Origin of the sequence: Paraburkholderia sp. BCC1884, assembly GCF_900996225.1 — a bacterium.
Lineage (GTDB): Bacteria > Pseudomonadota > Gammaproteobacteria > Burkholderiales > Burkholderiaceae > Paraburkholderia.
Genome location: NZ_CAAJGL010000066.1, coordinates 1 through 13,603, shown reverse-complemented (window position 1 = coordinate 13,603; position 13,603 = coordinate 1). Strand labels below are relative to the sequence as shown.

At 64.9% G+C, this 13,603-nt stretch carries 12 protein-coding genes; 10 read left to right on the top strand and 2 right to left on the bottom strand.

The window, feature by feature from the left end:
- The first annotated feature begins 36 nt into the window (after positions 1–36).
- The 3 genes from FQ705_RS06215 to FQ705_RS06205 are packed head-to-tail and all read left to right on the top strand — an operon-like array spanning position 37 to position 2,515.
- On the top strand, positions 37–1,209 hold the full coding sequence (locus tag FQ705_RS06215) for an acyl-CoA/acyl-ACP dehydrogenase (RefSeq protein ID WP_144138532.1): 1,173 nt from the start codon (positions 37–39) through the stop codon (positions 1,207–1,209).
- Complete coding sequence (locus FQ705_RS06210; protein ID WP_144138531.1) at positions 1,197–1,865, top strand: SAM-dependent methyltransferase; 669 nt, start codon at positions 1,197–1,199, stop codon at positions 1,863–1,865. The genes FQ705_RS06215 and FQ705_RS06210 overlap by 13 nt, the downstream gene beginning before the upstream one ends.
- Complete coding sequence (locus FQ705_RS06205; RefSeq protein ID WP_144138530.1) at positions 1,862–2,515, top strand: glycosyltransferase; 654 nt, start codon at positions 1,862–1,864, stop codon at positions 2,513–2,515. The genes FQ705_RS06210 and FQ705_RS06205 overlap by 4 nt, the downstream gene beginning before the upstream one ends.
- Before the next feature lie 33 nt (positions 2,516–2,548).
- Here FQ705_RS06205 and FQ705_RS06200 read toward each other — a convergent pair whose 3' ends face one another.
- On the bottom strand, positions 2,549–3,946 hold the full coding sequence (locus FQ705_RS06200; protein WP_144138529.1) for an MFS transporter: 1,398 nt from the start codon (positions 3,944–3,946) through the stop codon (positions 2,549–2,551).
- Positions 3,947–4,178: 232 nt separating this feature from the next.
- Here FQ705_RS06200 and FQ705_RS33995 point away from each other — a divergent pair, with 232 nt between their 5' ends.
- Entirely contained in the window at positions 4,179–4,331 is a 153-nt protein-coding gene (locus FQ705_RS33995) for a hypothetical protein (RefSeq protein ID WP_186307804.1), read from the top strand.
- Positions 4,332–4,382: 51 nt separating this feature from the next.
- Here the strand turns inward: FQ705_RS33995 and FQ705_RS33990 are convergent, their stop codons facing one another.
- Positions 4,383–4,526 (bottom strand): hypothetical protein, encoded by a 144-nt coding sequence (locus tag FQ705_RS33990; protein ID WP_186307805.1) that lies wholly within the window; start codon positions 4,524–4,526, stop codon positions 4,383–4,385.
- Between the two features lie 413 nt (positions 4,527–4,939).
- Between FQ705_RS33990 and mprF the strand changes: the two genes are divergently transcribed.
- The 6 genes from mprF to FQ705_RS06170 form a co-directional block, all read left to right on the top strand.
- A complete protein-coding gene (mprF, locus tag FQ705_RS06195; RefSeq protein ID WP_144138528.1) occupies positions 4,940–7,534 on the top strand; it encodes a bifunctional lysylphosphatidylglycerol flippase/synthetase MprF in 2,595 nt (864 codons plus the stop codon).
- The gene (locus FQ705_RS06190) at positions 7,531–8,802 is read left to right on the top strand and encodes a virulence factor family protein (RefSeq protein WP_144138527.1); all 1,272 of its coding nucleotides are present in this window, start codon (positions 7,531–7,533) and stop codon (positions 8,800–8,802) included. The genes mprF and FQ705_RS06190 overlap by 4 nt, the downstream gene beginning before the upstream one ends.
- A 414-nt stretch (positions 8,803–9,216) precedes the next feature.
- Positions 9,217–10,779, top strand: a complete 1,563-nt coding sequence (locus FQ705_RS06185; protein ID WP_144138526.1) for an amino acid adenylation domain-containing protein — start codon at positions 9,217–9,219, stop codon at positions 10,777–10,779.
- A gap of 92 nt (positions 10,780–10,871) precedes the next feature.
- Positions 10,872–11,132, top strand: a complete 261-nt coding sequence (locus FQ705_RS06180; protein WP_144138525.1) for an acyl carrier protein — start codon at positions 10,872–10,874, stop codon at positions 11,130–11,132.
- Positions 11,133–11,154: 22 nt separating this feature from the next.
- The gene (locus FQ705_RS06175; RefSeq protein ID WP_260854403.1) at positions 11,155–12,972 is read left to right on the top strand and encodes an alpha/beta fold hydrolase; all 1,818 of its coding nucleotides are present in this window, start codon (positions 11,155–11,157) and stop codon (positions 12,970–12,972) included.
- A 299-nt stretch (positions 12,973–13,271) separates the two neighbouring features.
- The coding region (locus tag FQ705_RS06170) for a pyridoxal-phosphate dependent enzyme (RefSeq protein WP_144138602.1) at positions 13,272–13,603 on the top strand (332 nt) is incomplete at its 3' end.

Sequence of the window (13,603 nt, the reverse complement as noted above, 5' to 3'; positions counted from 1 at the left end):
CCGCCGGCACCAGGTCGAACCTTTCAGGGAGGCACGATGCTCGATATGCGTGATCGTGAGGCCGGCGTCAGCGTCGGACTGCCGCAGGATACCGGCGACGCCGCGAAGAGCCGGCGGTGGACGGCACAGTGTCCGCAACCGGTCGCACGCGAGGCAAGCTCGCTTGAAGATTTTCTCGAAGATGCGTATTTCGATTCGAACGATCCGGCGGCGCTCGGCCAGATGCTGCGCGCTCTGGTCGAACGCGAGGACGACCGGCCGCCATTCCTGCCTTTGCCGGGTCATGGCCAGACATTGATGCGCTGGCGCGCGCTCGCGGCCGTTGCGGCGCGCGACCTTGGGCTCGTCAAACTTTTCGAAGGCCACACCGACGCAGTAGCGATTCTCGCCGAGCTACAAGGGGCACCGCCGACGCCAGGCAGCCGCTGGGCCGTCTGGGCTGCAGAACCGCCGGATGCACGCGTGCAGGCGACGCAAGTAGGATTCCGAAGCGATGAGCGGGCGCTGCAGTTGTCGGGCACGAAAGCCTGGTGTTCGGGCGCGCAGGCAGTCAGTCATGCGCTCGTCACTGCCTGGCTCGACGACCAGCCGGTACTGGCGGCCGTCGCGATGGATCAGACGTCGATAGCCATCGACACGTCGAAATGGCAGGCCGTTGGCATGAAGGCCACGGCGAGCGCCGATGTGCGCTTCGAGCAGACCTCCGCGACGCTCATCGGTACGGCGCATTCGTATGTGCGGCGTCCGGGCTTCTGGCATGGCGGCGCAGGCATTGCCGCCTGCTGGTACGGGGCGGCTGCGCAGATTGGCCGGATGTTGCGCGAAGCGTGCGGACCGCGCGCAGATGCACAGCGTCTGGCTCACCTCGGTGCGGTCGAAGTCGCATTGGCGGGCGCGGCTGCGGTGTTGCGCGAGACTGCTGCGCATATCGATGCCGATCCATTCGCCGACTCGCAGCGCGAGGCCATGCGTGCACGGCTGGTTGTCGAAGAAGCGGCGAACGCGGTGATGCGCCACGCGACGCGCGCCCTCGGCGCAGGCCCGCTCTGCCGCAACGCGCACTTCGCGCGTCTACTGGCGGACTTGCCAGTATTTCTGCGGCAAAGCCATGCCGAGCGCGATCTCGCGGCTTTGGGTGAATCGATCGTAGCGAAGACAGCGGCGAAGACCGTCGCGCAGAATGCCGGAGATACGCCATGGACGCTCTGAGCCCCCGCGAAGAACTCACCGTCGAGGTGGACGTACCGGCCAGCCAGTCGACCGGTTCGCAGTCGACGTATTTCGACGAACTTTATCGACACAGCGACGATCCCTGGAAGCTACGCGAGGGCTGGTACGAAAGCCGCAAGCGTTCGCTCACGCTGGCCTTGTTGCCGCGTCCGCGTTATCGCAATGCGTTCGAGCCCGGCTGCGCAAATGGCGAGTTGACGGCCGAGTTGGCCCAGCGTTGCGAGTCGCTGCTGGCCGTCGATCTGCACGAACGCGCGGTGGATCTCGCGCGCGTGCGCGTTGCCGGCTTGCCGCACGTGCGCGTCGAGCAGGGCACGGTGCCGTCGATGTGGCCCACCGCTAGCGGGCCGTTCGATCTGATCGTCATCAGCGAACTGGCCTATTACCTCGACGCGGCCCAACTCGAAACGCTGGCCGCGCGCATCGCCGCTTCGCTGACGACCGACGGCACGCTGCTCGCCTGTCACTGGCGTCGGCCGTTCGCCGAAGCGCTCGAATCCGCCGATGCCGCGCACGCTTTATTCGATGCGCGCTGCGGCCTTACGCGTCTCGCCCATCACGACGAAGCCGATCTGCTGATCGACGTCTGGTCGCGCGACGCACGTTCGGTAGCGCAACGCGAGGGGCTTTTATGATCGGCGTGATCGTTCCGGCTCACAACGAGGAGGCGCTGCTCGCGCCTTGCCTTGCCGCCCTGATCGAAGCGTCGCGCCACGAGGAACTGGCCGGCGAGACGGTGCGGATCGTCGTCGTACTCGACGATTGCGACGATTTTTCCGGCGCGATTGCGCGCGCCTACGGCGTGGAAACGCTGGCGTTGAAGGTGCGCAACGTCGGCATTGGACGCTCGACAGGTGCGGACTACCTGCTCGCCGACGGCGCCCGCTGGCTCGCTTTTACCGACGCCGACAGCCGTGTCTCACCAGGCTGGCTGGTCGCGCAACTGTCGCTCGATGCGGACGCCGTATGCGGCTCGATCGCCGTCGACGACTGGACCGCGCATCCGCACAGCGTGCGCGAGTATTTCCGCAAGACCTATGTCGATGCCGATGGTCACCGCCACATTCACGGCGCGAATCTCGGCGTCTCGGCCGAGGCTTATCGGCGCGCGGGTGGTTTTCCGCCGCTCACCTGCAGCGAAGACGTGGCGCTGGTGGACCGCCTGATCGCGATCGGCGCACGCATCGCATGGAGCGCCGCGCCGCGCGTGATCACGAGCGCGCGTGCACTGGCCCGGGCACGTGGCGGTTTTGGCGACACTCTTGCCGCCTGGGCTTCGGGTTGATATGGCGCGCAAGCGCAATGCACGCCCGACCGCTCAACCGCGCCCGCCCCGCGAAATCTCCTCGCCCGCGCGATGCGGCATGCGCAGCGTGACCGGAATCGACGCGAGCGAGCACAAACCCACCACCAGAAACGCGGGCCAGAAATCCGACCATGTGATGCTCGGATGACCGTGCAATGCCCGCGAAATCTGTAGCACGATCCCGCCGACCGTCACCCCGAGGCCGAGCGACATCTGCTGCACGACACTGCCGAGGCTGGTTGCGCGGCCGACGTCACGGCTGGCGATTTCGGCGTAGGTGAGCGAGTTCAGGCTGGTGAACTGGAGCGCCGGGAAGAAGCCGCCGAGCAGCACCACCACCCAGATGATCCAGGTCGGCGTGCCGGGGAAGAACAGCCCGCACGCCGCGATCGATATGCCCGAGAGCGCCGCGTTGACCACCAGCGTCGAGCGAAACCCGAAGCGATGCAGCACGCTCGAGGCGACCGTGCGCATGAACATGCCGCCGAACGCGGACGCACAGGTAATCAGGCCGGATTCGAAGGCGCTCATGCCGTGGCCTTCCTGCAGCATCAACGGCAGTAAAAACGGCAACGCGCCGAGACCGATGCGAAACAGCGAGCCGCCCAGCACGCTCGCCTGAAACGTCGGCACCTTGAAGAAGCGCAGATCGAGCAGCGGTAGCGGCACGCGCTGCGCGTACGCTACATAGGCCGCGAGCAGCACGGCGCCGAGGCCGCACATGCCGAAGGCGTCGCGGTTCGAAATCAGCTCGCCGCCCACCAGCGACAAGCCAAGCAGCAGCAACACCGCGCCTGCGGCCGACAGAAAAAAACCGATCCAGTCGAGCGGACCGGGGTCCGGCTCACGCGTGTTGGCGATGTGCCTGTTGGTCAGATAGATACCGAGAATGCCGATCGGTACATTGATGAAGAAAATCAGCCGCCAGTGCAGATAGGTAGTGATGAAGCCGCCCAGCAGGGGGCCGGCGGCGGGGCCGAGCATCGCGGGGACGCTCAGGTAATTCATCGCGCGGATGAAGTCGGACTTGTGTACCACCCGGAAGATGATGATTCGCCCGACCGGCACCATCATCGCGCCGCCTACGCCCTGTACGAAGCGCGCAAGCGTGAAAGTGGCAAGCGAATTCGAGGCCGCGCACAGCAGCGAACCGGTCACGAAGATACCGATGGCCGTGCGGAAGATCGTGCGCGCGCCGAAGCGGTCGGCGAGCCAGCCGCATACCGGAATGAAGACGCCCAAGCCCAGCACATAGCTCGTGATAGCGATTTTCAGCGTGACCGGATCGCGTCCGAAGTCGCGTGCCATGGCGGGCAGGGCGGTGACGATCACGTTCGCGTCGACGCTCTCCATGAACATCGCGCACGCGACGATCAGGGGCGCAATCAGGGCTTTCTGGACGACGGTCATGAAGGGGCCGGCTGCGGCAGGCGGTCGCAGGCAAAGGGGACATTATTGCACCTGTACGGTGCGGTTTGTTAACAGCCGGCACCCCGGTCGCGCCCCTTTTTGAGGTTTGACGGCCAACGGAGTGGTCGTCTGTACAACAGATGGGCCGCTTTTTTAATATATGTTGCGGTGCAGTACGAGGAAGTTATAATCGGGTTATTGCCTAGGTATAAACCCTATACAGGAGTCCACCATGAACACCGCTTCCAACGCTACCGCCGCCCGCGCTACCGCCACCACGAACACCACGTGGCTCGCGAAGCTGCGCGCAGTGGCGCTGCACGCTCTCAACCTGCATCTGCAACACTGCGCCGTGATCGCCGAAGCGCATCGCCGCCCGCAATAAGAGCGTCCCCGCGTTTCAGTGCGCCCCTGAAAGACGGGGCGCATTGCTTTGCTAGTCGCCGGTTCGCCTCGAACTCGACGACACCGCCGTCCGCATTCTGGTTGCCCGGGTCGACAAGGCGCTCATCAGCAGCACCATCGACACCAGGCCGACCAGATAAATCCCCGCCATCACCCAATCCTGATCCGCCATCATCGTTCTCCTTCAAGTTCATCGTGCGATCGATGCGCTGCGTTTCGCTGCGCTAATGCTCTCGATTACGGCACCCGAAGAGAAAATCTTGATGAGGTAAAACAGGGATTAAAAAGGGTGGCTACGCGCGCGGCATGCGATCGGCGTGATGCCGAATCTTCATTCCCGCGACGCCCTTTAGCGTTTAAACTTCAGCCCCCGCGTGCCTCAGGCTCGTTTCCCTGCGTTATTCACCGCGTCGCGCCTGACGCGTCGCGGTAAACGGCTGATTAAACCTGACTAAAACCGGCTCGTTTGGCTGACGCTGTCAACCTTTTCGGCCGTTTGCCGTTATCCATTTGTAATCGCCAAAGTCAGGCGACGCCGCGACGGACGCTCCGTCGTCGCGACAGCTCCACGCAAGGCCTGCATTGACCATGTTCCACCGATACAAGCAGCGATTCGACCGGCTGGGCGCGAGCCTCGGGCGCGTTGGCAAGACGCTCGGCAGCCGCGGAATTCTTTCGCCGGTGCTCGCGCTCATGATTGGCGGGTTGCTGCTGATCGTCCTGCAGCATCTGTCGCAGGCGGTCGACTATCGCTCGGTGATGCGTCAACTGCGCGAACTCACGGCCGTCGAATGGAGCACCGCGCTGGCCGCCACCGCGCTGAGTTACGTGGCGCTGGTCGGCCGCGACTTCGTCGGCTTGCGCTACCTCGGCGTGGTGGTCCCACGCGTGGCGCTGTGGATCGGCGCAACGGCCGGTTCCGCGCTCGGCAATGCCACCGGTTTCGGCGCCTTGACGGGCGGCGCCGTGCGTGTGCGCGTGTACAGCGTCGCGCAGGTCACGCCCGCGCAGATCGGCCGCATGACCGTGTTCACCAGCGTCTCGCTGGCGCTCGCGCTCGTCTTGATGACCGCGCTCGGCATGGTCGCCGCCGCCGGCCTGCTTGCGCCGATGCTGCATCTCACGCCGCCGGCGCTGCGTGGGAGCGGCGCAGCGCTGCTGATCGTGCTCGGGCTCGCGGCTGCGGCCTGCCGTCGTGAGACGCGCCCGATCCGCACGCGCTGGCAGTGGCTGTCGTTCGACATTCCGGCGCGCCGCGATCTGCTCGCGCAGGTCGGGCTTGCCGTGCTCGACGTGGTGGCCGCGGGCCTCGCGTTGTGGGCGTTGCTGCCGCATGCGGACGTGAGCTTCGTCACCTTCATCACCGTCTATGCCGCGGCCATGCTGCTCGGCATGATCGGCCATACGCCCGGCGGTGTCGGCGTGTTCGAAGCGGCCATGGTGTTCACGCTCAAGGGCAGCGTGCAGCCCCACGAAATGCTGGCCGCGCTGCTCGCCTATCGGGCGATTTACTTCGGCGCGCCGCTGATCGTTTCGGCCGCGCTGCTCGCGGGCTTCGAAGGCCGCGCGTTGAAGAGCCGCCTGCCGCTGCAACACGCGGCCGCGGCTTCGAAGCTGGCACCGCTGTTCCTCAGTCTCGTCACGTTCGTGGTCGGCGGCATGCTGGTGATTTCCAGCGCGACGCCCGCGTTCTGGCAACGCATCCGCATTCTGCGCGACGTGCTGCCGCTATGGGTGCTCGAGAGCTCGCAGATGCTGTGCAGCGTGCTCGGGGTGCTGCTGCTGTTCGTCGCGCGTGGCCTGTTGCGGCGTCTCGACGCGGCGTGGTGGATGACTCTGCTGCTGGCCGTTTTGAGTCTCGCGCTCTCGCTGACCAAAGGTCTCGCGTTCGTCGAAGCGGGCGTGCTCGGCATGCTGATCGCGCTGCTACTGACCACCCGCCAGCGCTTCAATCGCCACTCGTCGCTGTTCGCCGAACGCTTCACGGCGGGCTGGCTGGTCTCGATTGCGATGGTGCTCGGGCTCGCCGTCTGGGTGATGCTGTTCGCCTTCCGCGACGTGCCGTACACACGTGATCTGTGGTGGCAATTTGCCTTCGACGAACGCGCGCCGCGTGCCTTGCGCGCGACGCTGGCCGCCAGCCTGTTCGCCGCCACCTTTTCGTTCTGGCAGTTGCTGCGTCCGGCCGCGGGCCGTTTCGTCAAACCGGCGCCGGAAGACCTGCACGACGCGGCGCGCATCGTGCGCGCGCAGGAACGCAGCGACGCCGGTCTCGCCCTGATGGGCGACAAGAGCTTCCTGTTTTCGGAATCGCGTGAAGCCTTTCTGATGTACGCGAAATACGGCCGCACCTGGGCCGCGCTGCACGATCCGGTCGGTCCGCGTGAAGAATGGGCCGGCCTCATCAGCAAGTTCGTGGCGCTCGCTCATACGCACGGCGGCCGCGCGGCGTTCTATCAGGTGCGCGCCAACGCCTTGCCGCTCTATCTCGACGCAGGCCTCACGCTGATGAAGCTCGGCGAGGAAGCGCATGTCGTGCTCGACGATTTCGATCTGAAGGGCTCGCATCGCGCGCATCTTCGCTATGCGCTCAAACGTGGCGATCGCGATGGCTTTGCGGTCGAAGTGATCGATCAGGCCGACGTGCCCGCTTCGCTCGACACCCTGCGTGAAATTTCCGACGGCTGGCTCGACAGCCGCGACGCGCGCGAGAAGAGCTTCTCGGTCGCCGCGTTCACCGACGAATATCTCGCCGCGCAATCCGTGATGCTGGTCCGCCAGAACGGCGCACCCGCCGCCTTCGTGACCTTCATGACGACCGATATGAACACCGAGGCGACCGTCGGCGTGATGCGTCACGTGGAGAGCGCGTCGCCCTATGCAATGGAATATCTGTTCACCCAACTGGCGCTGCATCTGAAGCAGGCGGGTTTCCGCTCGCTGAGTCTGGGCATCGCGCCGCTTTCAGGCATGCAGCCGACGCCGCTGGCCTCGCGCTGGCACCGGTTTGCCGGCATCGTGTGGCGCTTCGGCGGCCGCTTCTATAACTTCCGCGGACTGCGTGCTTTCAAAAGCAAGTTCCAGCCGCATTGGGAGCCGCGCTATCTCGCGGCGTCGGGTTCGGTGGGCGTGTTCTTCACGCTCGCGGACCTGTCATTGCTGGCAGGAGGCCGGCGTTCATGACCTTGCATCCGTTTTTCAGGCTCGCCGTGGCGGCGAGCCTCTTCACTTGCAGCGCGTTCGCCCAGGCGGCGACCACCAGCGTGCCCGGCGGCCGTTATGGCGACGTCACCGTCACGCAACCGACGGGGCCCTTGCGCGGTTTCGTGGTCTTGTACTCGCAGGCGGGCGGCTGGAGCGCCGCGGACCAGCAGAGCGCGGACGCGCTCGCCAAGGCGGGTGCCTTGACTGTCGGTGTGGATACCACGCGCTACGTGGCCAATCTCAGCGCGAAACAGGAAGCCTGCCATCAACTGGTGGGCGACGCCGAAGCGCTGAGCCATCAACTCGAGCGGCAGGCGCAATCGAGCCATTATTTCGCGCCGATCGTCGCGGGCACCGGGCAGGGCGCGACGCTTGCGATGCACGTGCTCAAGCAGGCGCCGTCGAATACGATCGCCGGCGCGGTCGTAGTGAACCCCGAGCAAACGCTCGACTCGCGCTTCCAGCCGTGTCCGCCGGACCCCACCGTGATTCGCGACAAGGTGCCGGGCTTCGTCGAAACAGCGACCACGGGTAGCGCTTCCGAGGAGCGCACGCGTCTGGTGAGCCTGCTCACGCCGCACCTGCAAGCCGTCTCCACGAGCGACGACGACCTCTCCGATCTGCCGCTGATCGAGTTGCCGGCGGCGCATCCGAACGGCTTGATGGCGATCGTGATCTCCGGCGACGGCGGCTGGCGCGATCTCGACAAGACCATCGCGCAGGCTTTGCAGAAAGACGGCGTCTCGGTGATCGGCGTGGACAGCCTGCGCTATTTCTGGAGCGAGAAGCCGCCCGCGCAAACGAGCCGCGATCTCGCGCGCGTGATGAAAACCTACGGCGCGCGCTGGCATGCCGAGCATATTGCGCTGGTCGGCTACTCGTTCGGCGCGGATGTGATGCCGTTCGCCTATAACCGTCTTCCCGACGCGCTGCGTGCCAAAGTCTCGCTGATCGCCTTGCTCGGCTTCGCGCCGGATGCGGACTTTCAGATCCGCGTGGGCGGCTGGCTCGGCATGCCCGCGAGCGACAAGGCGCTGAAGGTGCAGCCGGAGTTGGCTCATGTGCCGCCGTCGATCGTGCAATGTTTCTACGGCGAAGCCGAGAAGGACACCTTGTGTCCGGCGCTGGCTCAAACCGGCGTCGACGTCATTCGAACCTCGGGCGATCATCACTTTGGCCGCGATTACAACGCGCTCGAACAGCGCATTCTCGGCGCATTCAGGAAGCAAAGCGGCTTGACGCACTGAACGACGTATAAAAGCAATCACGTTTTGCAAGCCGCCTGAAATGAAAACGAAGGGCCATTCACGCTGCGCACGGCAGCCGGCCCGGTAGTGACGCGTCTTTAATCGTTAATCGAAGCTCGCCAGCCGCTCTCATTTTTATGTTGAGAGCGGTATCGCACATATACCGGCCCCATCCGGAATCTATGATTCTTACGAAACCTGTTACCAAGATTGCTCATGCGTTTGCGTGTGAAGAATCAGCGTAGCGGGTTATGTCAGCGCATCCGTCTTTAGAATTCTTCTGCGATAAAACGCAGCGCGCCACGGGGTCGTCATCGTCACTGTGCAGCGTGCTTTTGGCATGACTGGTTGTCGCGCACCGGCTGGCCGGCGATGCGACGCGCCAGGGCTGTGCCTGATGCATCGGGGCCTTGAATGCTGGATTCCTTCTTCTTCGACACGGCCGCGAACGAGCCGGACCGACCCGCGCTATGGGTCGACGAACGCCTCTATCGCTACGACGAGATCGCCGCGCGGGCGCAGCGGATCGCAGCGGGGCTGGCGGCCGTCATGCCGGCCGGGAAAGCCAGACGTTGCCTGCTGTTCGCCCACCGCAGCGTAGCCGCTTATGCGGGCCTGCTGGGGATCCTGAAGGCTGGGTGCGCCTATGTGCCGGTCAATCCGAACACGCCGGCTGCGCGCATCGCCGCGGTAATCGCGCAGTCGGGCGCGCCGGTGCTACTGGTGGACCGGCGCTGCGCGGCCGTGCTCGTCAATGTCCTGCCGCTGCTGAACGCAAGCCCGGCGATCTTCCTGATCGACGACGAAGAAGAAGGCGATGCGCTGAACGGACTGCCGGCTATTGCCTTTACCGCTGAGCCCGCGCCTCGCTCGTCCGATGATCGCGCCTACATCCTGTTCACCTCGGGCTCGACCGGTGCGCCGAAAGGCGTGCCGATCTCGCACGCGAATGCGTGTGCCTACGTGGCGTCGCAACTGCCGTCGATAGGCCGGCTGCCGGATGCCCGCTACTTGCAGTTGTGCGAGATATCGTTCGATCCCTCGGTGCATGACATGTTCGTGTGCTGGGCCAACGGCGGCTGCCTGTATGTGCCGAAGACCGCGGAGCCCATCTACAACGCCGCGTTTGTCAAACAACACGCGATCACGCACTGGTGCAGCGTGCCCTCGGTGGCCGCTTTCATGCAGCAGTTGCGCAAGCTCCCTGCGGACGAATTTCACAGTCTGCGCGTGACCCTGTTCGGCGGTGAACCGCTGCCGCGCTGGTTGGTGCAGGCCTGGATGCGAGCCGCGCCGAACACACGCGTGCTGAACTGCTATGGACCGACCGAAACGACGGTCGCCTGCAGCGCCTTCGAAGTGACCGCGGAATTCATCGCCGTCTCCCAGCATTCGGTGATGCCGCTAGGCGAAGCGCTGCCCGGCATGGAACTGCTGATCGTGGACAGCGCGCTCGACCCCGTCACGCCCGGCGTGAGCGGCGAATTGCTGATCGGTGGGCCGCAGGTCGCCTCCGGCTATCTGTCGCCCGATGAGCCCGGTAATCGTCGCTTCGTGTCGGCTCACTATCCTGGCTGCAGCGCATCGCGCTGGTATCGCAGCGCGGATGTCGCGCGCGAAGTCGCCGGCATGGGCATGGTGTTTCTGGGCCGGCTGGATTCGCAGGTCAAGATCCGCGGCAACCGCATCGAACTCGAAGAGGTGGAACTCGTCGTGCAGGCCTGCAGCGAAGCCGCGCTTTGCGCGGTGCTGCCATGGCCTGTCGATGAAGCCGGCCGTGCGGGTGGTTTGATCGCGTTCGTGTCGGACGCGCAACACGACAGTGTGCGCATCCTGCGCGCCTGCCGCGAGCGCTTGCCGGCCTACGCGGTCCCGCAACGCATCGTGATGCTCGACGCGGTGCCGCTCAACGTGAATGGCAAGATCGATCGGAAGGCGCTCGCCGCGCAGTGCGAAAGCGGCGACGTGTTGATCTGATTCGAGCAGGACGGGACAAGACAGCCGCGCATCCGGTCAGCGATCGACGCACCGATTCCGCGCGCAAGAACGAACGTATCCGGGAGATAACAATGAACGCACAAGTACGCAGCATCCTGCAGGACACCGCTTGTCTCGACGTACCCGTGGACACGCTCGCCGATCACGACGATCTGTACGACGCAGGTTTGTCGTCGCTCGGCACGGTCCGCGTGATGATGGCAATCGAGGAAACTTTTTCGATCCAGATTCCCGCCACGCTGATTACACACGATCTCTTCCAGAGCATCGACTCGCTCGCGAGGGTGATCGAACAGATCGTCCCGGATGAGTCGATTGCAACGCACACCTGATATGGCGCCACGCCGACCCGACATGACGACTTCGCCCAGCATGACGCCGGTTACATTCGACGGTTGTTTCGGATGGCTGCATCGCCCGGCGCACACGCAGGCTGAAATGGGCGTGGTGCTGTGCAACCCGTTCGGCTACGAAGCGCTGTGCATCTATCGCGGCTGGCGTGAACTGGCCGAGGCGCTCGCCGCGCGCGGCATCGCGGTGCTGCGTTTCGACTATCCCGGCACGGGCGATTCGAGCGGCAACGAAGACGATCCGCAGCGCGTGCGCGCCTGGGTCGACAGCATCAAGACGGCGGCCGCGCGACTGCGCGCCGACACCGGCGTGACGCGGCTCGGCCTGTGCGGATTACGCCTCGGCGGCACGCTGGCGGCGCTGGCTGCCGAAGAGTTGGGCGGCGTCGATAGCCTGGTGATGCTCATGCCCGTGAGTTCGGGCAAGGGCTATATCCGCGAACTGGAATTGCAGCATCAACGCTGGCTCGGCTCGCAGGACGCCGCCGAACTGCGGGTCGACGTGGAGCCCGCGCATACGATCGGCGCACATGGCTTTCGTCTTTATCCGGATTCGCTCGAGATGCTGACCCAGGTCGATCTCGAACGCGCGACACAGTGTCCCGCGCGCCGCGTGTTGATGCAGGACCTCGGCGAGAGCCCGCGCGTGAAGCGTCTGGCCGCGCATTATCAGTCACAGGGTGCCGAAACGGAGTTGCAGTGGTTCGGCGAGTACAGCAAGTTCGTGTTCGATCCGATCTTCAGCCAGACGCCGGTCAGAGCCTTCAATAGCGTGCTCGAATGGTTCGGCGTGGCGGCGGTCAGCGGCGCCGAACCCACGGTCGAGATACGGGCGGGCGTGCCCAGCCAGTCCATCGAATTCGCACACGGACACGAGACCCCCGTCGTGTTCGACGACAACCGCTATGCCGGCGTGCTGTGTCAGCCGACGCGCGCGCTCGAGGGCGCACCGGCCGTGCTGTTCGTCAACACGGGTGGCGTGCACCGGGTCGGCGAGGGGCGCTTCACGGTGCTGATGGCGCGGCGTCTCGCGGCCCAGGGCATCGCCTCGTTGCGCATGGACCTGAGCGGCCTGGGTGACAGCATGCGCCGTGACGACAGCCTGTCGCTCGATATGGTGTACGCCCGTTATTCCATCGGCGATGCGCGCGCCGGCGTCGATTGGCTGACGGCGCTGGGGCATCCGAAGGTGGTGATGTTCGGCGTGTGCACCGGTGCGTATGTCAGCATGCATACGGCGCTCACGCACCCCGCCGTGGTGGGATGCACCGGCGTCAATCTGCCGTTCTTCATCTGGGACGGTGCGCGAACCCGGCCTGGTACCCAGCATGTTGCGTCGAGCGTGGTGTACCGGCGGGCCATGCGCAATCCGCGCAAATGGCTGCGTCTGCTGACGGGGCAGGCGAAGGGACGCGCAATCACGGCCGAACTCGCGCGACGCATGGTGGCGCGCGTCGCGGCGCGTACCGGCACGGCGCTCGAACGGTTGCTCGGACATCGCACGCCGGGTGGCGCGGTGCGCAAGCTCGTGCTCGAACTGGAACGCAAGGGCGTGCACACTTCATTCATGTACGGCCCGCTCGACGAAGGGCTGGAGCAGCTGGAAATTCATTTCGGACAACATGGCAATCAGTTACAGAAGCTCAAGCATGTTTGCACGACAGTCGTCGGCACGGTCGATCACGCGCTCTTCTCATGCGCCGCGCGCGAAGCCGTGATGACGCGCTTCGAGGTGTTCCTCCGTGAGCGCGTGTTGAGTGGACGGCGCGAGGCCGTCGCGCCGAATCTCGGCTTACGGGTTGCCCCGGCCCAGCGACGTTGAAGCGGACGAGTGCAGGGCAGAGGGATTGACAAAGCACGTCAAGTCAACGAAGATCGGTCACATGAACTGCCTCGACATCCGTATTGCGCTGATTATTAGCATCATTCCTCGAATGGTGGGTTAGCGCGCGTCTGATCGCAGTGATACATAACCCGCCCCATGAGGCGGGTTTTTTTATGTCCGCTGCAGCCTGCCTCCTGGTGAACTTCTGATGACTGGTCCTTACCGCACTGGAGCTTGCCTTGCCGCTACACGAACTCGAATCGTCAACTGTTGGCGTTAGCGTTGCCGCTGACAGCGTGGCGCTTCGCCACGACTACCTGAAAAAAACCCTGACCGCGCGCGTCTACGACGTGGCGCGCGAGACCGAACTCGAACGCGCGCCGAACCTGTCGGCCCGGCTGCGCAATCCGGTGTATCTGAAGCGCGAGGACAACCAGCCGGTGTTCTCCTTCAAGGTGCGCGGCGCGTACAACAAGATGGCGCACATTCCGGCCGAGGCGCTTGCGCGTGGCGTGATTACGGCGTCGGCGGGCAATCATGCGCAGGGCGTGGCGCTGTCGGCGGCCCGTATGGGCGTGAAGGCGATTATCGTGGTGCCGGTCACGACGCCTCAACTGAAGGTCGATGC